Annotated in this window: 18 protein-coding genes; 8 read left to right on the forward strand and 10 right to left on the reverse strand. The window is 58.6% G+C overall.

Annotation, left to right across the window (positions count from 1 at the left end; all coding sequences use genetic code 11):
• Positions 1–15: 15 nt before the first annotated feature.
• The 4 genes from dnaE to ACEW8J_RS05825 form a co-directional block, all read right to left on the reverse strand.
• Positions 16–3,519: a DNA polymerase III subunit alpha gene (gene dnaE / locus ACEW8J_RS05810; RefSeq protein WP_373490699.1), complete on the reverse strand. Its 3,504-nt coding sequence runs from the start codon at positions 3,517–3,519 to the stop codon at positions 16–18.
• A gap of 132 nt (positions 3,520–3,651) precedes the next feature.
• Complete coding sequence (locus ACEW8J_RS05815; RefSeq protein ID WP_373490700.1) at positions 3,652–4,125, reverse strand: glutathione peroxidase; 474 nt, start codon at positions 4,123–4,125, stop codon at positions 3,652–3,654.
• A gap of 99 nt (positions 4,126–4,224) precedes the next feature.
• Positions 4,225–4,911, reverse strand: coding sequence for an ABC transporter ATP-binding protein (locus ACEW8J_RS05820; RefSeq protein ID WP_373490701.1), 687 nt, complete (start codon positions 4,909–4,911; stop codon positions 4,225–4,227).
• Positions 4,904–6,154, reverse strand: a complete 1,251-nt coding sequence (locus ACEW8J_RS05825; RefSeq protein WP_373490702.1) for a lipoprotein-releasing ABC transporter permease subunit — start codon at positions 6,152–6,154, stop codon at positions 4,904–4,906. Before ACEW8J_RS05825 ends, ACEW8J_RS05820 begins: the two co-directional genes overlap by 8 nt.
• Positions 6,155–6,322: 168 nt before the next feature.
• Here ACEW8J_RS05825 and ACEW8J_RS05830 point away from each other — a divergent pair, with 168 nt between their 5' ends.
• Together ACEW8J_RS05830 and ACEW8J_RS05835 are read left to right on the forward strand one after the other, a co-directional pair.
• A complete protein-coding gene (locus tag ACEW8J_RS05830; protein ID WP_373490703.1) occupies positions 6,323–6,661 on the forward strand; it encodes a hypothetical protein in 339 nt (112 codons plus the stop codon).
• Between the two features lie 2 nt (positions 6,662–6,663).
• A complete protein-coding gene (locus ACEW8J_RS05835) occupies positions 6,664–7,143 on the forward strand; it encodes an Hsp20 family protein (RefSeq protein ID WP_373490704.1) in 480 nt (159 codons plus the stop codon).
• Positions 7,144–7,305: 162 nt separating this feature from the next.
• On the opposite strand, the gene ACEW8J_RS05840 is transcribed toward ACEW8J_RS05835, so the two are convergent.
• The 4 genes from ACEW8J_RS05840 to tpiA form a co-directional block, all read right to left on the reverse strand.
• The gene (locus ACEW8J_RS05840) at positions 7,306–7,992 is read right to left on the reverse strand and encodes a Crp/Fnr family transcriptional regulator (protein ID WP_373490705.1); all 687 of its coding nucleotides are present in this window, start codon (positions 7,990–7,992) and stop codon (positions 7,306–7,308) included.
• A 141-nt stretch (positions 7,993–8,133) separates the two neighbouring features.
• Positions 8,134–9,765, reverse strand: coding sequence for a CTP synthase (locus ACEW8J_RS05845; protein ID WP_373490706.1), 1,632 nt, complete (start codon positions 9,763–9,765; stop codon positions 8,134–8,136).
• Positions 9,766–9,959: 194 nt separating this feature from the next.
• The gene (secG, locus tag ACEW8J_RS05850; RefSeq protein ID WP_373490707.1) at positions 9,960–10,358 is read right to left on the reverse strand and encodes a preprotein translocase subunit SecG; all 399 of its coding nucleotides are present in this window, start codon (positions 10,356–10,358) and stop codon (positions 9,960–9,962) included.
• A gap of 212 nt (positions 10,359–10,570) precedes the next feature.
• A complete protein-coding gene (gene tpiA / locus ACEW8J_RS05855) occupies positions 10,571–11,317 on the reverse strand; it encodes a triose-phosphate isomerase (RefSeq protein WP_373490708.1) in 747 nt (248 codons plus the stop codon).
• A gap of 151 nt (positions 11,318–11,468) precedes the next feature.
• On the opposite strand from tpiA, the gene ACEW8J_RS05860 reads away from it, so the two are divergent.
• Together ACEW8J_RS05860 and trpE are read left to right on the forward strand one after the other, a co-directional pair.
• Positions 11,469–13,412 carry a SurA N-terminal domain-containing protein gene (locus ACEW8J_RS05860; protein WP_373490709.1) on the forward strand — a complete coding sequence of 648 codons (1,944 nt, stop codon included), beginning with the start codon at positions 11,469–11,471 and terminating at the stop codon, positions 13,410–13,412.
• Positions 13,413–13,419: 7 nt separating this feature from the next.
• Complete coding sequence (gene trpE, locus ACEW8J_RS05865) at positions 13,420–14,949, forward strand: anthranilate synthase component I (protein ID WP_373490710.1); 1,530 nt, start codon at positions 13,420–13,422, stop codon at positions 14,947–14,949.
• An 84-nt stretch (positions 14,950–15,033) separates the two neighbouring features.
• Here the strand turns inward: trpE and ACEW8J_RS05870 are convergent, their stop codons facing one another.
• On the reverse strand, positions 15,034–15,213 hold the full coding sequence (locus tag ACEW8J_RS05870) for a hypothetical protein (protein WP_373490711.1): 180 nt from the start codon (positions 15,211–15,213) through the stop codon (positions 15,034–15,036).
• A gap of 66 nt (positions 15,214–15,279) precedes the next feature.
• Positions 15,280–15,597, reverse strand: a complete 318-nt coding sequence (locus ACEW8J_RS05875) for a polyhydroxyalkanoic acid system family protein (RefSeq protein WP_373490712.1) — start codon at positions 15,595–15,597, stop codon at positions 15,280–15,282.
• A gap of 195 nt (positions 15,598–15,792) precedes the next feature.
• Between ACEW8J_RS05875 and ACEW8J_RS05880 the strand changes: the two genes are divergently transcribed.
• From ACEW8J_RS05880 to ACEW8J_RS05895, 4 genes are all read left to right on the forward strand, one after another.
• On the forward strand, positions 15,793–16,377 hold the full coding sequence (locus ACEW8J_RS05880; protein WP_373490713.1) for an aminodeoxychorismate/anthranilate synthase component II: 585 nt from the start codon (positions 15,793–15,795) through the stop codon (positions 16,375–16,377).
• Entirely contained in the window at positions 16,374–17,360 is a 987-nt protein-coding gene (gene trpD, locus ACEW8J_RS05885) for an anthranilate phosphoribosyltransferase (protein WP_373490714.1), read from the forward strand. Before ACEW8J_RS05880 ends, trpD begins: the two co-directional genes overlap by 4 nt.
• Positions 17,357–18,148, forward strand: a complete 792-nt coding sequence (gene trpC, locus ACEW8J_RS05890) for an indole-3-glycerol phosphate synthase TrpC (protein WP_373490715.1) — start codon at positions 17,357–17,359, stop codon at positions 18,146–18,148. Before trpD ends, trpC begins: the two co-directional genes overlap by 4 nt.
• Positions 18,145–18,436: cyclic pyranopterin monophosphate synthase MoaC (locus ACEW8J_RS05895; protein ID WP_373490716.1), on the forward strand; the 292-nt coding region annotated here is incomplete at its 3' end. The genes trpC and ACEW8J_RS05895, both read left to right, overlap by 4 nt.

An 18,436-nucleotide genomic window follows, 5' to 3' on the forward strand; every position in this document is an offset into this window, starting at 1 on the left:
CTGGTATGTTTAGCGCTAGCTGACAAGCCTTAATTTTGGTTTCTCGACCCGCATCGGTCGCGCCGGACCCAAACGGACGCCGGAGATGCCGTTGAGACGTTGCAGCAGCTCTACCGTTTCCGCATCCAGACGGAAAGACCGCCCCAGACAGACTTTGACCGGATCGCCATCGGGCCCGGCCATGCTGGCCACCAATTCGCTCTGCCCGCCGACCAGCGGCGCCAGCATATTGGTCAGTTCGTGCAATCCGGCGATATCATGAACCTCCAGTTCCATCCGGGTCCGGGTGGTTTTTTCCAGCTCGTCAAGCGGCTGGACCCGCCGGATCGCTACGCGCGGATTCTCGTCCTCCGAACGCTGGTCAAGCTCGACATTCAGCAGGGCACAGCGCCCCTGATCGGCGAGCTCTGCCAATATCTTGCACTGGTCCTCTTCGAAACAGCTGGCAGAAAACTGGCCGCTACTGTCGGACAGGTCGGCGAGGGCAAAACGGTTTCCCCTGCGGCTGTCGCGCCACCGGACTTTTTCGATCAATGCAGCCATGACCGCCGGCTTGCGCACCCCTTCCCCGATCGGCCCTTCGCTGCACAGGGCCGCGTGGGTCAGCGCGCCCAGCGAAGCGGTAACCGCCTGGAACTGGGACACCGGATGCGCAGAGAAATAAAAGCCGAATGCATCCCGCTCGTGAATCATGATTTCACCAAGCGACCAGCTGCTGTCCGCCGGCAACCTTATAGCCTGCATGTCACCGCCGGCGCTCCCTTCGCCGAACAGCCCACCCTGCCCGCTCTCGCGCGCATCGGCGGCGCTATTGGCGACAGACAGGATCATTTCCGCTCCGTCATGGATCGCCGCGCGATTGGGTTCCAGATCGTCAAACGCCCCGGCCGAAGCAAGACTTTCCAGCTGACGCTTGTTAAGACCGTGCGGATCAATCCGGTTGGCAAAATCCTCGATTGACGAGAACGGACCCTTTTCCGTGCGCTCGGCTACCACCGCCTGCATCGCTTTCTCGCCGACATTTTTCAGACCGGCCAGTGCATAGCGGACAGCAGGCGATGCATCGGCCTGCTGCTCGACTGAAAAATTCGGTCGACTCTTGTTGATCGCCGGTCCCAGCACGGCAACATCGAGCCGCTTCATGTCATCGACAAAAATGCTGAGCTTTTCCGACTGGTGCATATCAAAGCACATCGAGGCCGCGTAAAATTCATGCGGATAGTGCGCTTTCAGCCAGGCGGTCTGATAGGCCAGCAGCGCATAGGCAGCGGCGTGACTCTTGTTGAAACCATAGCCGGCAAATTTATCAATCAAGTCAAACAGTTCGTTGGCCTGTTCGCCGTTGAGGCCGTTCTTCGCCGCCCCCGCAACGAAGATACTGCGCTGGGCATCCATTTCGGCCTGGATTTTCTTGCCCATGGCGCGGCGCAGCAAATCTGCTTCGCCAAGCGAGTAACCGGCGATGATCTGCGCCGCCTGCATCACCTGCTCCTGATAGACAAAAATGCCATAGGTTTCCTTCAATATATCCTTCAGCAAGGGATGCGGATAGGCGATGTCAGCGCGGCCGTTCTTGCGGTCCCCGAATAGCGGGATATTGTCCATTGGGCCTGGCCGATAGAGCGACACCAGCGCGATGATATCGCCGAAATTGGTCGGCTTTACCGCCGCCAGCGTGCGCCGCATTCCCTCAGATTCCAGCTGGAACACGCCGACCGTTTCACCGCGCTGGAGCAACTCGAAAACCTTCTCGTCTTCCCAGCTTAGCCCATCAAGATCGACAGTGATCTCGCGTTCGGCAAGAAGTTCCACCGCCTTCTTCAACACCGACAGCGTTTTCAGTCCCAGAAAGTCGAATTTCACCAGGCCGGCCTTTTCGACATATTTCATGTCAAACTGGGTCACCGGCAAGTCCGAGCGCGGATCGCGATACAAGGGCACCAGCTGATCAAGCGGCCGGTCGCCGATCACGACACCGGCGGCGTGAGTCGAGCTGTGCCGCGGCAGGCCTTCCAGCTTCATCGCCAGATCGAACAGCCGCTTTACATCCGCCTGCTTATATTCCTGTGCCAGTTCCGAAATGCCGTTGAGCGAGCGTTTCAGATCCCACGGGTCGGTCGGATGATTGGGCACCAATTTGGTCAGCCGGTCGACTTGCCCGTACGGCATTTGCAGCACCCGGCCGACATCGCGCAGCACCGCTCGCGCTTTCAGTTTTCCGAAGGTGATGATCTGGGCAACCTGCCGATCGCCGTATTTCTCCTGAACATAACGAATGACCTCGCCCCGCCGCGTTTCGCAGAAATCGATGTCGAAATCCGGCATCGAAACCCGTTCCGGATTGAGGAATCGCTCGAACAGCAAGCCGAGTTTAATCGGGTCGAGATCGGTGATCGTCAAGGCCCAGGCGACAACCGAACCGGCGCCCGAACCGCGCCCCGGTCCGACCGGTATATCATGATCTTTCGCCCATTTGATAAAATCGGCAACGATCAGGAAATAGCCGGGGAACCCCATGCCGACGATCACCTCCAGTTCGAATGCCAGCCGGTCGAAATAGACTTTCCGTTCCTCCTCGGCCGAAATTTCGAGAACCGCCAAGCGCTGTTCTAGCCCCGCCGCCGCGTCCCGCCGCAATTGCTCGATTTCGCCGGCGAGGTCACCGGCCAGGCTGGGCAGGATCGGAGCTCTTTTCGGCGGAGAAAAGGCGCAGCGCTGGGCCACGACCAGAGTGTTTTGCAGCGCCTCCGGTATATCCGAAAACAGCTCTGCCATCACCATCGCGCTTTTCATCCAAAGATGTTTGGACGGCTTTTCTCGATCATCATTCTCCACATAGGCCGATTGCGCGATACATTTCATCGCATCATGCGCTTCGTGAAATTCGGGTTCGGAAAAGCAGCTGGGATTGGTTGCCACCAGCGGAATCTCGCGGTCCATGGCCAGCACGATCAGTCCGGCTTCCGCTGCCAGTTCGACCGGGTCTTCGCGGCGGGACAACTCAATATAGAGCCGCCCGGAAAAATGCTGCTGCAACCGGGACAGATAGGCCTCGGCTTCGGCTTGCTGTTCTTCGGCGAGCAACCGCGCCAGTGCGCCCTCGCCGCCGCCGGTCAGGGCGATCAGACCGGCGCTATGATCGGCCAGCTTGTCCATTCCGACATGCGCTTCCAGCTCGCTCGGGCGGTCAAGATGGGAGGCCGAGACCAGCTTGCAGAGATTTTCATATCCTTCGGCATCCTGAGCATAGAGGGCGAGCCAATCGAGAGCCGGTCTGACCGGATCGGGACCGCCGGGCCGCGCGACGCGGAGAAAACAGCCGGTAATCGGCTGCACGCCCTGAACGCGGCAGCCGTCATCAAATGCCATGGCAGCGAATAGACCAATCCGGTCGCACAGCGCGACCGCTGGGAAACCACGCTCCTTTGCTGCGGCCCCTATGGCGGCGGGCTCCATCGCACCATCCAGAATCGTATAGGCTGAAAAGGTACGCAGCGGGACGAAGGGGATCTGGGCCATGGCGTCAGACTAGCGCGGTAACGGTTGCTTGCCTATGCTGATAGTGGCTGGAATTTCGACTATCGACTATTTGTCCACAGCCTATTTGCCGGATACCGTAGACGATCGATACGACCTCTCGAAAACGGCCGCTTACAGAAGCGCTTCAATTTCGCTTTTCAACTGTTCCGGTTTCACCGCTGGCCCGAAGCGGCCGACGACATTGCCTTCGCGGTCGACCAGAAATTTGGTGAAATTCCATTTGATGCGGGATCCCAGAAGCCCCGATTTTTCCGACTTCAGATGTTTCCATAACGGGTCTGCGTCACTGCCATTGACGTCGATCTTGCCCATTAACGGAAAGCTGACATCATAGTTGAGCGAACAGAAATTCCGGATTTCATCGGCGTCGCCTGGCTCCTGATTGCCAAATTGATTGCAGGGGAAAGCCAGTATTTCGAGGCCCTTGTCCCCATATTCCCGGTGCAGTTTCTCGAGGCCCTCATATTGCGGCGTGAATCCGCATTTTGATGCGGTGTTCACGATCAGTAACACCTTGCCGTCGTGGACGGAAAGGTCCTGTTTCGAACCATCCGCTTGCTTCACCTGAAATTCCGTAACCTTCATATGCGCCCCGCATGTTAGATCTTCTTGGATTTTGCTCGACCCACAGATTGATACTCGCACCGGAAAAGTCAAAGCCATTCTCGTTTCGAATTGAAAAACCTAGGTTAAAACGCCGTCATGCAGCCGGACAACGCGATCCATTTTGGCGGCCAGTCGTTCATTATGGGTGGCGATCAGGGCGGCACTGCCTTCCTGCCGCACCAGCCCGATAAATTCGGCAAGTACCAGATCGGCGGTTGCCTCGTCCAGATTGCCGGTCGGTTCATCGGCCAGCACCAGTTTCGGTGCATTGGCCAGCGCGCGGGCGACCGCAACGCGCTGCTGCTCGCCGCCGGACAATTTGCTGGGCGTATGGTTCAGTCGCTCGCCAAGTCCAAGACTGCGCAACAATATTTCCGCTCTTTCTTCCGCGGCTTTCTGGGATGCACCGGCAATCAGCTGCGGCATCACGACATTTTCCAGCGCGGAAAAGTCGGGGAGCAAATGGTGAAACTGATAGACGAAACCCAGCAGATCGCGCCGGATCCTTGTATGGCCGCTGGCTGGCAATTTGGCCGTTTCTTCGCCGCCGAGCTTGATCGATCCTTCAAAGCCGCCCTCGAGCAATCCGACCGCCTGCAGCAATGTCGACTTGCCTGAACCGGATGGCCCGACCAGCGCGACAATTTCATTGGGATAGATATCCAGATTGACGCCGCGAAGCACCTCGATCACCACATCGCCCTGGACGAAGCTGCGCTTCACATCGCGCAGCTCGACGGTTTTTCCGACATTCTGTTCACTCATAGCGGAGCACCTGAACCGGGTCGGTACTGGCCGCCTTGTAAGCGGGATAAAGTGTCGCCAGGAAGCTGAACAATAGCGCCAGTCCGGCGATACCCGCCACTTCCATGGGATCGGTGCGGGCCGGCAATTCGGTGAGGAAGCGGATCGACGGATCCCAGAGATTTTGGCCCGTAATGATCTGGACAAAATTGATCACATTCTGACGGAAATAGATGGCAATCAGACCGAGGATGATGCCCGCCGCGATACCGAGCATGCCGATCAATGTCCCGACGGTGACAAAAATCCGCAGCAGCGACGCCCGCGATGCGCCCATTGTCCGCAAGATCGCGATATCCCGGGTCTTGGCGCGCACCAGCATGATCAGGGACGACAAGATATTGAAAACCGCGACCAGAATGATGATCGACAGGATCACAAACATCACCACTCGCTCGACCTGCAGCGTTTCAAACAGCGAGGCGTTCATCGTCTGCCAGTCCGTGATCACTCCGCGATCGGCCACCAGGGGCAGCAGCGGTGCGATTATCCTCCCGACATTGTCGGCATCGTTGGTCTTGATTTCTATCATCCCGATCTGGTCACCGAGCAGCAGCAAAGTTTGCGCGTCCTCCATCGGCATGATCACGAAAGCCTTGTCATAATCATAGACACCGACTTCAAATATCGCGGCGACATCGTAAGCGATTTCTCGCGGAACGGTGCCGAAGGGCGTGGAGCGCCCCTGCGGGTTGATAATCGTGATGCGGCTGCCAAGCTGCGCACCCAGCGTGGTCGCCAGTCGGCTGCCGATCCCGACGCGTCCCGAGCCTGGCTCCAGCTGTGCCAGATCGCCGGCCACGGTTTTGCCGTCCAGCGTTTCGTTGTTCAAAATGTCGGGAACCAGCATTCCCCGCACCAGCACGGCTTCAACCCGGCCATTGAATGTGGTCAGCAGCGGTTGCTCGATCAGCGGAGAGGCGGAGACCACACCCTTGGTTTCGCGCGTTTCCTCCAGCAGGTCACGCCAATCCGGCAGACGGCCGCCATAGCCCTGGATTACGGCATGACCATTGAGACCGACGATCTTGTCAAACAGCTCCGCACGAAAGCCGTTCATCACGCTCATCACCACGATCAGCGCCGCGACACCGAGCATCACCGCAACGAGGCTGATACTGGCAACGAGGAAAATGAATCCCTCGCCCTTGCCAGGTAACAGATAACGTTTGGCGATGACCCATTCATAACGGGATAGGAGCATGACTTGCGACGACTTCCTTGGATCAGGTTTCCCTGCCTTTACGGTCGCTGATCGGGTCAGGCAAGCGTCATGGTCGTTAATCTGCTGTTGCCGATATGACACAAGCGCGGATCAATCTTTGAAAACCCTCCAATTTTCTCATGACAAATATAAGTCATGCGACCAGAGATGGTTACAGAATCAAACATCTCGTTTAGCGGGTCATGGTTCAGGGATCCTTTTCCGGTTCCGCCAATTGTTGGGGGACAAGCGGCGTCGAATAGGAAAGGAAAACAGGGGACGAATTCTTTCGTCACCATTTTCGCCCGGGTGCTTATCGGCATCCGGGCGTTTTTTTATGCCAAAAAACTTTTCAACCCGCTGAAAGACAAAGCTTTTCTTCCTCTTGAAATCCAGAAAACTGAGCATATCTTTAGTGATGTGAAGCGCCTTATGGGTTTCACGCCAACGAACCGGATGCCGCATGTGCGGGTCCAGATTTACATTGCTCGATTGAGGAGGATATAGATATGAATCGTTTTGACTTTACCCCTTACCGCCGCTCAACCGTTGGGTTTGACCGGCTGTTCGATCTTCTTGAAAATAATGCCCGCGCGCAGCAATCCGAAAATTACCCGCCGTTCAACATCGAACGTAGCGGCGAAGATCAATATCGGATCACGCTCGCCGTCGCCGGTTTCAAGGATGACGAAATCGATATCACCGCCCAGCAGAATTTGCTGCTCGTCGCCGGCAACAAGCAAGCCGATGACAGTGAAGGCAAACAATATCTGCACATGGGCATCGCCAACCGCAATTTTGAGCGGCGCTTCGAACTTGCCGACTTCGTGCGCGTCGACAATGCCACTCTGGCCGATGGCCTGCTGGTGATCGATCTGGTCCGGGAAATCCCGGAAGCCATGCGGCCACAGACCATTGCGATCAACAAGGGCGACAATGTCACCAAGATCGCGGACAAGCGTGAAAAGAGAGAAGACAAGGCCGCCTGAGCCGGCCTTTCAACCAAAATCCGAGGCAGCCAGAGTGATCTGGCTGCCTTTTTTACTGGTGCAATAAAATGGGGCAGCCGGATGAGGATCCGACTGCCCCTGACACCCGCTTGGTGTCACTCTCGACGATAATTAGCCCGGGTCGCAAAAGGCCAATTCCCGTCAAGAATCTGCTTCGGCAATATGGGAGAGCATCGCATGGTCCAATATCCGGACCTTTCCGCTTTCCACTGCCACAATCTGGTTTTCCGACCAGGCGGACAGCTGCCGATTAATATGTTCACGCGACATTCCGGCAAAATTGCCGAGTTCGCTCTGGCTCAGGTCCAGTTTCAAGCGCCCTTCGTCTGCACCGACCACGGATAGCCGCAGCAGATAGCGCGCCAGACGCGGTCCTGAGGTATAAGCACGATCGCCCTCGATCATGCTATTGGCCGTCCGGATCCGCTTGGCCATGACTTTCAGCAGCCGCAGCGCCATATTCTTGTGCTTCGCCAGGATTTCTTCAAACGCGCCGCGCGTGATCGAAAGCGCCGATGTTGGCTCGATTGCGGTCACACTGGCCGTCCGCTCGCCACCGTCAAGCAGGGCGATTTCACCCAAAACCTGCCCTGCTTCCGCATAGTCCAGAACGACTTCATGGCCATTGCTGGCGATCATGCTGGTCCGCGCATTGCCCGACAATAATATCAGGAGCGAGTTTCCAGGATCGCCTTGCATGATCAATTCATCCCCTTTCTCATATTGCAAAAAATGCCCACGCAATATCAGGTCCGCCAGCTCGGCTTCGTCACAATCAGCAAACAGGCTATGCTCAGCCAGTATATTTGCCAGTTGCTCCGCTTTCACTGTTCCCGTTCCTCAGCCTTGTCCGGGAGCTGTCGATAACCCCCTTATGCGGCATAGCCATGACATTAGACAATCCGCGTAAAATAGATTGGACAGATTCGACATCTGCCCGATCTCGCCCGTTTCGACCTTTATAGACGCCTAGACAAGACGGCTTTGCTGCAGGGCCGCGGCGATGAAAGACGCGAAAAGCGGGTGCGGATCGAATGGTTTGCTCTTGAGTTCCGGATGGAACTGGACGCCGACAAACCAGCTGTGATCGGGCCTTTCGACGGTTTCAGGCAACTCGCCATCAGGGGACATGCCCGAGAAGATCAAACCGGTTTTCTCGAGCCGTTCGACATAGCCCTTGTTCACTTCATAGCGGTGGCGATGGCGTTCGCTGATTTCGCGACTGCCGTAAATTTCGCTGATTTTTGATCCCTGCTGCAAGATGGCGTCATAAGCGCCGAGTCGCATCGTGCCGCCCAGATCCCCGCCAGCTTCACGCTTTTGCAGACCTTCCTCAGTCATCCATTCGGTGATCAGCCCGACCACCGGCTCTTCGGTTTCTCCAAATTCAGTGGTCGATGCCGTATCGATCCCGGCCAGATTGCGGGCGGCCTCGATGCAGGCCATTTGCATACCCAGACAGATGCCGAAGAAAGGAATATCATTCTCGCGAGCGAATTTGACCGAACCGATCTTGCCTTCGCTGCCCCGTTCACCAAAGCCGCCGGGTACCAAAATCGCATGAAGCGGTTCCAGCTTCAACGCCAGATCTTCTTCATTTTCAAACAGTTCCGCGTCCAGCCAGCGAACCTGTACCTTCACCCGATTGGCCAGGCCGCCGTGAAAAAGCGCTTCCTGAAGTGATTTATAGGCATCCTGAAGTCCGACATATTTTCCGACCACGCCGACAATCACTTCGCCTTCCGGATGCTCGATCCGTTCCATGACATCATACCAGCGCGACAGATCGGGTTCCGGCGCGTCGACTATGCCAAAGGCACGCAGCACTTCGTTGTCCAGACCTTCCCGATGATATTGCAGGGGCACATTGTAAATATTGCTCGCATCCAGCGCCGGAATCACCGATTCCTTGCTGACATTGCAGAACTGGGCAATCTTGGCGCGCTCGGTATCGGGCAGCGGATGCTCACAGCGGCACAGGAGAATATCCGGCTGAATCCCCAGCGAAGTCAGTTCACGGACGCTGTGCTGGGTTGGCTTGGTTTTCAATTCCCCTGCAGCGGCAATATAAGGCACCAGAGTGACGTGCACGGAAATCGCATTTTCCCGGCCGACCTTGTTGCGCAATTGCCGAATCGCCTCGATGAACGGCAGGCTTTCGATATCGCCGACGGTTCCGCCGATTTCGCACAAGACGAAATCGATGCCGTCGAGCTTGTCTTCGGCAAATTCCTGAATCGCGTCGGTGACATGCGGGATGACCTGCACGGTCGCACCCAGATAGTCACCGCGACGCTCCTTGGTGATGATCGACTGATAGATCCGGCCCGATGTGACATTGTCGGACTGCAGCGACGGAACGCCGGTAAAACGTTCATAATGGCCCAGATCAAGGTCGGTCTCGGCGCCATCGTCGGTGACATAGACTTCGCCATGCTGATAAGGCGACATCGTGCCCGGATCAACGTTGAGATAGGGGTCGAGTTTCCGGATTCGCACGGAAAAACCGCGAGCCTGCAGCAGCGCGCCGAGGCTCGCCGCCATCAGGCCTTTGCCAAGAGAGGAAACCACACCGCCGGTAATGAAAATATATCGCGCCATGGGAGGAAAGGCTTAAGGCGTTATCCCCACATATGGCAATCCCGCGAATCCGGAAAAGTGAAATAAATATTATTCCGGTTTCGAAAAGGATGTGCCGCCGGGGATCGGATCATCCGGCACAACTGGCCCATCATCGCCAGATTCATGAAAATCTGGGTCAGTCGACGCCTATCTAGTCAATGCCTGGTAAAGTCTTATTGGTCCAGTGGAACGGCGCCATCCGAGCTGGTTGCCGGCGCTTCCTCTTCCGAGGCGGCGGCCGCTGCCGCTGCCAGCGGATCGTCACCGACCAGGGGTACGTCGTCAGCAGGGCCGGAAACCGGTGCGCTCATATCCCGTTGCAGACTCTGGTCGATCGATTCGGTCTTGCCTTCCGCAGTGGCCAGAACCGCCAGCGTGATCGACAAGGCCACGAACAATACGGCCAAGACAGCGGTGGTTCGTGTCAGCAGATCGGATGCGCCGCGCGCTGACATCATGCCGGAAGGCGAGCCGCCGACACCCAGTCCGCCGCCTTCGGATTTCTGCATCAATATGACGCCCACCAGCATGGCGGCGACAATGGCTTGAAGGACGGTGAGAAAAAGAAACATGGATTTTCCGAACTAATGTGGCGAGCAAGCGCTCCAACGTGCAGCGCACATAGCGATTGACCCGTCCGAGTTCAAGCGATGAAAATCTCCCATCACAGGCTCGGCTTGATATTGATCCGTACCGCAGGAACAGCCGAACCGCTACCGAACAGACTTTACGGCGACGGATTGTAAAATTCAGCACGCCAAAAGAAGCTTTGGCCTCGCGCTGGCTAGCTGGCCGCAGCGGCCTCGATAATCGACCCGAATTTGGCCGCCGTCAAACTCGCCCCGCCGACAAGGCCGCCATCGACATTGGCAACCGCCAGCAACTCGGCCGCATTGCTGCCGTTCATTGACCCGCCATACAATATCCGCACTTCGTCGCTCCCCTGGCTCATCAGACCCCCAAGCTTCGCCCGAATCGCGGCATGCATTTCCGCGACATCGCTAGCCTCGGGTACCCGGCCCGTACCGATCGCCCATACCGGCTCATAGGCGATCGTCAGCCAGTCCGCGCTGGCGCGCGCGGGAAAGGATCGTGCCAGCTGAACCGTGACAATCTCTATCGCCTGACCGGCATCGCGCTCCTCCTCGGTTTCCCCCACGCAGATAATCGCACCCATGCCTGCAGCATGGACCGCCTCGGCCTTGGCCTTCACTTCGGCATCGCCTTCCTGCTGATCGGCACGGCGTTCGCTATGTCCCAGGATCGAGAAACTTGCCCCGGCTTCCTTGAGCATCGCCGCCGACAGGCATCCGGTATGGGCACCGCTCTCGGCAAAATGGCAATCCTGCGCGCCAATGGCGAAACCGGGGTTGGCCTGGGCGGCGGCTGCAATCAGCGTAGCCGGCGGGCAGATACCGACATCGGCATCCTGATGATTGGCCGCGATGGCCGCAATCGCTGCAATATCCGAAAGCTGCGCGCGTAGTCCGTTCATTTTCCAATTGCCGACAATATATTTGCGGTTTGCCATGATAGCCTGAGCCTTTTCTGTTTCTGAATTCGGTCCGCTAACAAAAATCCTTCCGCTTGCCAATTTCCTTCCGCAGTCTTTTGCTTGAACCACAAAGCCAAGCCGCCTAAAGCAAGCGCAAATCCCACTCCCGCTATGGAACATCTCTTTCATGATCAGTTTTTTCCGCCGTATTTTTGCTTCGAAGCTGGGCCTTTTCCTGACCTTTTGTTTCGTCGGCTTGATCGCCATTGCCTTTGCCACCGCGGACGTGTCGAGCAGCGGCACCTTTGGCGGAGTCACGGGCTCGGGAACAGCGGCCAAGGTTGGTGATAGCAAATTGACCACGGCGGAACTGAGCCAGTCGGTCAACAACGCCTTTCGCGGCGAGCAACGTGAAAATACCGCGCTCGATCTCAAGACCTATATCAATGATGGCGGCTTTGATGATGTGCTGGAAAGGCTGATCAACAGCTTTGCGATTGCCGACTTCGGTAGCAAATACGGCATGGCGGCCGGCAAGCGCCTGGTCGATGGAGAAATCGCGAGCATCCCGGCCTTTCAGGGTGCAGATGGCCGGTTTAGCGAAGAAAATTTCCGGCGCGCCTTGCAGCAACAGGGCATAAACGAAAGCCAGTTGCGCAGTGATTTCACCCGCAACCTGCTGGCCGACCAGCTCCTGACGGCAGCGGGATTCGGCGCGGCGGTGCCGCAAAAGCTGGTCGTTCCATATGCTTCCTTGCTGCTGGAATCGCGCGAAGGGCAGATCGCAACCATTCCCTCGGTTGCCTTTATCGACGATAGCGAGCCCGCCAAGGCAGCGGTTGCGGCCTTTTACGCCAAAAATGCTTCGCGCTACACTATTCCCGAACGCCGGACGATCCGTTACGCATTTTTCGAACGGTCCCGATTCAACGAAAAGATCAAGCCCAGCGAGAATGAGATCGCGGGCTATTATAAGCTGAACAAGGACCGCTACTCAGCCAGCGAGACCCGTAACCTGCGTCAGGTCATCGTACCGACCCAGGCTGCAGCCAAGGCCTTGGCCGACAAGATTGGGAGCGGCACCTCGATCGATCAGGCCGCACGATCAGTCGGGCTGTCCGCTGCCGAAGTGGGTTCGGTCAGCAAGACCGCGTTCGCCGGAAGTGCATCCCAGTCGGTCGCCAATGCCGCCTTTACCGCACGTTCGGGGGCAATTGCGGGACCGGCCCAGAGTGCTCTTGGCTGGCACATTGTCAAGGTCGAGGATATCAAGCAAACTCCCGCACGCACGCTGGACCAGGTCCGCACCGAAATCGTCAGCGAACTGACACGCAAGAAAATCGAAGAAGCCATGGCCGAACTGACTGTCCGTCTGGAAGATGAATTTGCTGACGGCGCGACGCTGGAAGATATCACCAAGGCGGAACAGCTGAAGCTGGAATCCACCCCGGCGCTTCTCGCCAATGGCCAGAACCCGAATGATCGGGATTACCGGCCCATCCCGGAAATGGAACGGATATTGCCGATTGCCTTTGCGGTGGAGGAAGATTCAGATCCGCAGGTTGTCGAAATCATCCCCGGTCAGCAATATGCCGCGATCGACGTGTCTGATATCACTCCCGCTGCGCCGCCACCATTGGCGCAGATCGAGCAACTGGTGACTCGCGACTATCTGCTGGAAATGGGATCGAAAAAAGCCAAGGCCGTGGCAGACAAGATTGCGAAAGCGGTCAGCGGCGGCACATCTTTGTCGAAAGCGGTCGCCGATGCCGGCGTGACCCTGCCCAACCCCGAACGGATCAGCGCGACACGGGCTGATCTCGCGCGACAAAGCCAGGAGGGACAGGTCCCCGCACCGCTCAGCCTGATGTTCAGTATGGCGCAAGGCACGGCCAAGTCCCTGGCGGCACCGCGCGATCAGGGTTGGTTCGTGGTTGTTCTCGACAAGCTCAATCGCGGCGATGCCTCGAAGCGGGATGATTTGCTTCGCGCCACAAGGGCGCAGTTCAAGCAGGTGTTCGGCAACGAATATACCGCCCAGTTCATCGAGGCAATGAAGGCCGATGTCGGGGTCGAGCGCAACAATGATACGCTCACGACGGTGAAAAACCAGCTGCTCGGCGGTAATTGACACCTGCATGGCGGGCAGTTTCGGCACCGAGGCAGCGCGCGCGGCACTGGATAGCGGCAAGCCGGCGCTGATCTGGCGACGACAGGTGGCGGATACGGAAACACCGGTCTCCGCGGCGTTGAAGTTGATGGAAGAAGGTCGCGGCGATTTCCTGCTGGAATCGGTCGAGGGCGGCGAGACGCGCGGCCGGCACAGCCTGATCGGTCTGGCACCCGATCTGCTCTTCCGCGCCGATGGCAGGCAGGCCGCGATCAATCGTGACTGGCTGAACGACCAGCAGAATTTCACACCGGAAGATGACGATAGCCTGACCGCGCTGCGCCGTCTGGTCGAAGACTGCCGGATGCAGGTCCCGGAGGAATTGCCCGGCGCCCTCGCCTGTCTAGTCGGCTATTTTGGCTATGAGACGATCGGTCTGGTCGAAAAGCTTCCCCGCGCACCGCAATCCGAACTGGACCTGCCCGATATGCTGTTCGTCCGGCCGACGGTGATCCTGATTTTCGATCGCCTGGCCGATGAACTTTTCCTGGTGGCACCGGTCTGGCCCGAAACGGCTGGCAATGCACCCGCCAAGATCGCCGCTGCAGAAGAGCGGCTCGATGAGGTGGCACGAAATCTTTCCCAGGCCGTTCGTCCCGAGATGGGCGAACTATCCAGAAGCACCGCGGCAATCCCCACCGAAATCAGCTTTACGCCGAAGCTCGCGCCTGGAAAATATGCCGAGATGGTGCTGCGCGCCAAGGATTATATCGAGGCGGGTGATATCTTCCAAGTGGTGCTGGCCCAGCGCTTCACCACACCCTTCACCCTGCCCCCGATCGAACTCTACCGCGCCTTGCGCCGGATCAATCCTTCGCCCTTCCTGTTCTTTCTCGACCTGCCCGGCTTTGCCCTCACCGGCTCGAGTCCGGAAATCCTGGTCCGCGCGCGCGATGGCGAAGTGACCATCCGTCCGATCGCCGGTACCCGCCCGCGCGGCAGGAATGCCGCCGAGGACAAGGCGAACAGGGAAAGCCTGCTGGCCGATCCCAAGGAACGGGCCGAGCATCTGATGCTGCTCGATCTGGGCCGCAACGATGTCGGCCGGGTGGCAACGGCGCACAGCGTCGAAGTGACCGACAGCTATACGGTCGAATTCTACAGCCATGTCATGCATATCGTATCCAATGTCGTCGGCCAGCTGGCGCCGGACAAGGATGCGATCGACGCGCTGTTTGCCGGCTTCCCGGCCGGCACGGTCAGCGGCGCGCCCAAGGTCCGCGCCTGCCAGATCATCGCCGAACTCGAACCCGAAACCCGCGGCGCCTATGCCGGCGGCGTCGGCTATTTTTCACCGGACGGCAGCATGGACAGCTGTATCGTGTTGCGGACGGGGATTGTGAAGGACGGCATGCTGCACGTTCAGGCGGGTGCCGGCATCGTCGCGGATAGCAACCCGGCTTATGAACAGGCCGAATGCGAAGCCAAGGCCGGAGCCTTGCTGGCAGCGGCGAAGGAGGCGGTGAATCGGTCGCGGGACGTGGGCTTCGGTCAGTGACCGGATGTGTCGGCTAATAGCGTGCCATTTGTCGGGAACGGTTGAACCCAGACCGCGCCTACCCCTGCTGGGTGTCGGCCCGTCTCACCTCTTCTTCGCAATCTTGAGCTTGTCGGACTTGCACCGGGTCCGGATCGATTCTTCGCTGCGGGTCAGCGCCTTGGCAATGGCTTTTAGCGTCATTCCCTTTTTGGCAAAGGCATGCAGCTTCTGCACTTCTTCGCTGGTCCAGGGCTGTTTGTGGCGTTCGAAATGGTCTTTCATGGAAACAGGCTTAACAGATTATCGTTGCGATACACCCAAATTGCGGCAGGACTTTCGAACAAGGGCTCAGTCGCCAGGTCCCTTGTCCAGCATCTTCGGCGCTTCCTTCTGCAGTTTCGCCTTTATCTTGTTGGCAAACATCGCCAGCACCGGTGGCAGATCGAAAATGGCATAAATCTCGTTCTCCCGAATCTGCATTTCGCTGATAATCCGCTGGCCAACCGCCTCCAGCGTGAAGTGCAAATGATCGCCCTCCCAGTGATGATCGGTCAGGCTGGCCCCGGGAATGATATCGCTCAACGTGTGAATGCCGCTGCCGACGCGGCTTTTGGCTTCTGCCACCCCGAGATTGTGCGGGATATTGACGGTGACGGGTTCGCCCATGATGGTTCTCCAGACAGATAGTTCCTAAATCCGTTGGTCCTGAGCCTGTCGAAGGACGCCTATCGACGCACATCGCACTTCGACAGGCTCAGTGCTAACGGGATGTTGCCAATTTCCCTATCACCGCGCGTTCATACATCAAAGCCTTCGCAGAATCACTTGGCCTGTCGGGAAATTGCCACTAGGCAGCCTTGCATGATCCTGGTCATCGACAATTATGACAGCTTCACCTTCAACCTGGTCCATTATCTGATGGAACTGGGCGCAGAGGTGCGCGTCGAGCGCAATGACGCTCTGACCGCCAGCGAGGCGATCAGAACCAATGCGCAGGCCTTTCTGATTTCCCCCGGGCCCTGCACCCCCAATGAGGCTGGCATCTCGCTCGACCTGGTCGCGGCCTGTGCGGATGCCGGCAAGCCCTTGCTTGGCGTCTGCCTCGGTCACCAGAGCATCGGCCAGCATTTCGGCGGCAAGGTGGTGCGCGGCGGACTGATGCACGGCAAGACATCGCCGGTCACCCATGACAGCAGCGGAGTCTTTGCCGGACTGCCCTCGCCTTATATCGCAACCCGATACCACTCGCTGATTGTCGAGGATATCCCCGCCTGTCTGCCGGTCAATGCGACCGCCGATGATGGCTCGGTGATGGGGTTCCGCCATGAAAGCCTGCCGATCCACGGCGTGCAGTTCCACCCGGAGAGTATCGCCACGGAACATGGCCACGCCCTGCTCGCAAATTTTCTGGCAATCGCCGGGATCGAAGTGAAGGAAGCGGCATGACCTTGCCTGATCCCGCCAGTCCGCTGTCCGAAGGAGCTGCTCGCGAAGCCTTTGCATCGCTGTTCGACGGCTCCTGTTCGGCCGAAGACATCACCGCCTTTCTCGTCGGCCTAGCGGACCGGGGCGAGACGGCGACTGAGATCGCGGCCGCCGCCAGCGAGATGCGCGCCCGGATGATCGGCGTCGACGCGCCCGACAATGCGATCGACGTCTGCGGCACCGGCGGCGACGGCAGCCACAGCCTCAACATCTCCACCGCCACCGCGCTGGTCGTGGCCGCCTGCGACATTCCCATGGCCAAACATGGCAACCGCGCCGCGTCGAGCAAATCCGGAGCGGCCGACACGCTGGAAGCGCTTGGACTCGATCTGGCAAAAGCAGCGACCAATGGCGAAGGCAGTCTCCGCGACATCGGCATCGCCTTTTTCTTCGCGCCGAACCATCATCCGGCGCTCGGCCCGCTGGCCCCGATCCGCAAGGCGATTGGCCGGCGGACCATCTTCAACCTGCTGGGTCCGCTGTGCAATCCGGCCCGGGTCAAGCGCCAGCTGATCGGCGTGGCGTCGCCTGCACTGGTCGAAACCTATGCCGAAGCGATGCGGCAACTTGGCTATGAAAAGGCGATGATCGTCTCGGGCGAGGAAGGCCTCGACGAACTGAGCATTTCCGGTCCCAGCCGGGTCGCGATCATCGACAAGGGCATTGTCACGATCAGCCGTATCACCCCTGAGGATGCCGGACTGACCCGTCATCCTGCGGAGGCGATCAAAGGCGGCGATCCTGCCTATAATGCCGCGGCGCTCAAGGCGCTGCTGCTCGGCGACCGTTCGGCCTATCGCGACGCCGTGCTGCTCAACAGCGCGGCCGCTCTGATGGTCGCCGGAGAAGTCGACAGCTGGGAAGCCGGGGTCGAGGAAGCCGCAGAAGCGCTCGACAAGGGTCTGGCCAACGCGATGCTCGGTTGCTGGATCGCCAACCAGTGAACAAGCTCGACGAAATATGCGCGGTCAAAAGGGACCATGTCCGGCAACGGCAGGCGGAGGTTTCCACCGCCACTATACGCGATGACATCAGCCGGCAGGCCGCTCCACGCGGTTTTGCCGCAGCGATCCGGAACAAATCGGCAACCGGCTTCGCGCTGATCGCCGAGATCAAGAAAGCCAGCCCGTCCAAGGGCCTGATCCGCGAGGATTTCGATCCTCCTGCCCACGCGCGGGCCTATCAGGCAGGCGGCGCCGCCTGTCTGTCGATCCTGACCGATGCGCCCTATTTTCAGGGAACGGACGACTATCTGGTCGCCGCACGCGCCGCAGTCGACCTGCCCTGCCTGCGCAAGGACTTCATGGTTGATCCCTGGCAGGTCGCGGAATCGCGGGCGCTGGGCGCCGATGCGATCCTGATCATCATGGCGGCGCTGGACGATGGTCTCGCCGCCGAAATCGAGGCCGAAACCCTGGCTCTCGGCATGGACGCCCTGATCGAGGTGCACGACGAGGCCGAACTCGAACGCGCGCTCAAGCGGCAATCACCGCTGCTCGGCATCAACAACCGCAATCTCAAGACTTTCGAGACCAGCCTGGAACAGACCGAACGGCTGGCCAGACTGGTACCCGCAGACCGGATCATGATCTCGGAAAGCGGCATATTCACCCATGCAGACTGCCAGCGCCTGTCGCAATCCGGCGCCCGCACCTTTTTGGTAGGTGAATCTCTGATGCGGCAGGATAATGTGGAGGCGGCAACACGGCTGCTGCTGACGGGAAAAGAATGAGCAAACTGACCCATATCGACGGCGACGGCGCAGCCCATATGGTCGATGTCGGCGGCAAGGCCGACACCGTCCGCGAGGCGCGCGCCGAGGGCCGGATCAGCATGAATCCGGAGGTATTGGAGGCGATCAGGACCAACGCGATAAAGAAGGGCGACGTGCTCGCCACCGCCCGGATCGCCGGCATCATGGCGGCGAAAAAGACCAGCGAACTGATTCCGCTGTGCCATCCGCTGGCGCTGACCAAGGTCGCGGTTGATTTCGACTTTCTCGATGACGGCATCCTGGTCC

It is taken from the genome of Parasphingorhabdus sp. (genome assembly GCF_041748495.1).
Taxonomy (GTDB): domain Bacteria; phylum Pseudomonadota; class Alphaproteobacteria; order Sphingomonadales; family Sphingomonadaceae; genus Parasphingorhabdus.

Bases quoted from the DNA above. Each gene is read 5' to 3' on its own strand.
- tpiA (WP_373490708.1), bottom strand. From the start codon at position 11,317: ATGGCAAACCGCAAATATATTGTCGGCAATTGGAAAATGAACGGACTA.
- trpD (WP_373490714.1), top strand. From the start codon at position 16,374: ATGACCTTGCCTGATCCCGCCAGTCCGCTGTCCGAAGGAGCTGCTCGC.
- ACEW8J_RS05845 (WP_373490706.1), bottom strand. From the start codon at position 9,765: ATGGCGCGATATATTTTCATTACCGGCGGTGTGGTTTCCTCTCTTGGC.
- ACEW8J_RS05820 (WP_373490701.1), bottom strand. From the start codon at position 4,911: ATGAGTGAACAGAATGTCGGAAAAACCGTCGAGCTGCGCGATGTGAAG.
- trpE (WP_373490710.1), top strand. From the start codon at position 13,420: ATGGCGGGCAGTTTCGGCACCGAGGCAGCGCGCGCGGCACTGGATAGC.
- dnaE (WP_373490699.1), bottom strand. From the start codon at position 3,519: ATGGCCCAGATCCCCTTCGTCCCGCTGCGTACCTTTTCAGCCTATACG.
- ACEW8J_RS05830 (WP_373490703.1), top strand. From the start codon at position 6,323: ATGGTTACAGAATCAAACATCTCGTTTAGCGGGTCATGGTTCAGGGAT.
- ACEW8J_RS05860 (WP_373490709.1), top strand. From the start codon at position 11,469: ATGATCAGTTTTTTCCGCCGTATTTTTGCTTCGAAGCTGGGCCTTTTC.
- ACEW8J_RS05870 (WP_373490711.1), bottom strand. From the start codon at position 15,213: ATGAAAGACCATTTCGAACGCCACAAACAGCCCTGGACCAGCGAAGAA.
- ACEW8J_RS05825 (WP_373490702.1), bottom strand. From the start codon at position 6,154: ATGCTCCTATCCCGTTATGAATGGGTCATCGCCAAACGTTATCTGTTA.
- ACEW8J_RS05880 (WP_373490713.1), top strand. From the start codon at position 15,793: ATGATCCTGGTCATCGACAATTATGACAGCTTCACCTTCAACCTGGTC.
- ACEW8J_RS05875 (WP_373490712.1), bottom strand. From the start codon at position 15,597: ATGGGCGAACCCGTCACCGTCAATATCCCGCACAATCTCGGGGTGGCA.
- ACEW8J_RS05835 (WP_373490704.1), top strand. From the start codon at position 6,664: ATGAATCGTTTTGACTTTACCCCTTACCGCCGCTCAACCGTTGGGTTT.
- ACEW8J_RS05815 (WP_373490700.1), bottom strand. From the start codon at position 4,125: ATGAAGGTTACGGAATTTCAGGTGAAGCAAGCGGATGGTTCGAAACAG.
- secG (WP_373490707.1), bottom strand. From the start codon at position 10,358: ATGTTTCTTTTTCTCACCGTCCTTCAAGCCATTGTCGCCGCCATGCTG.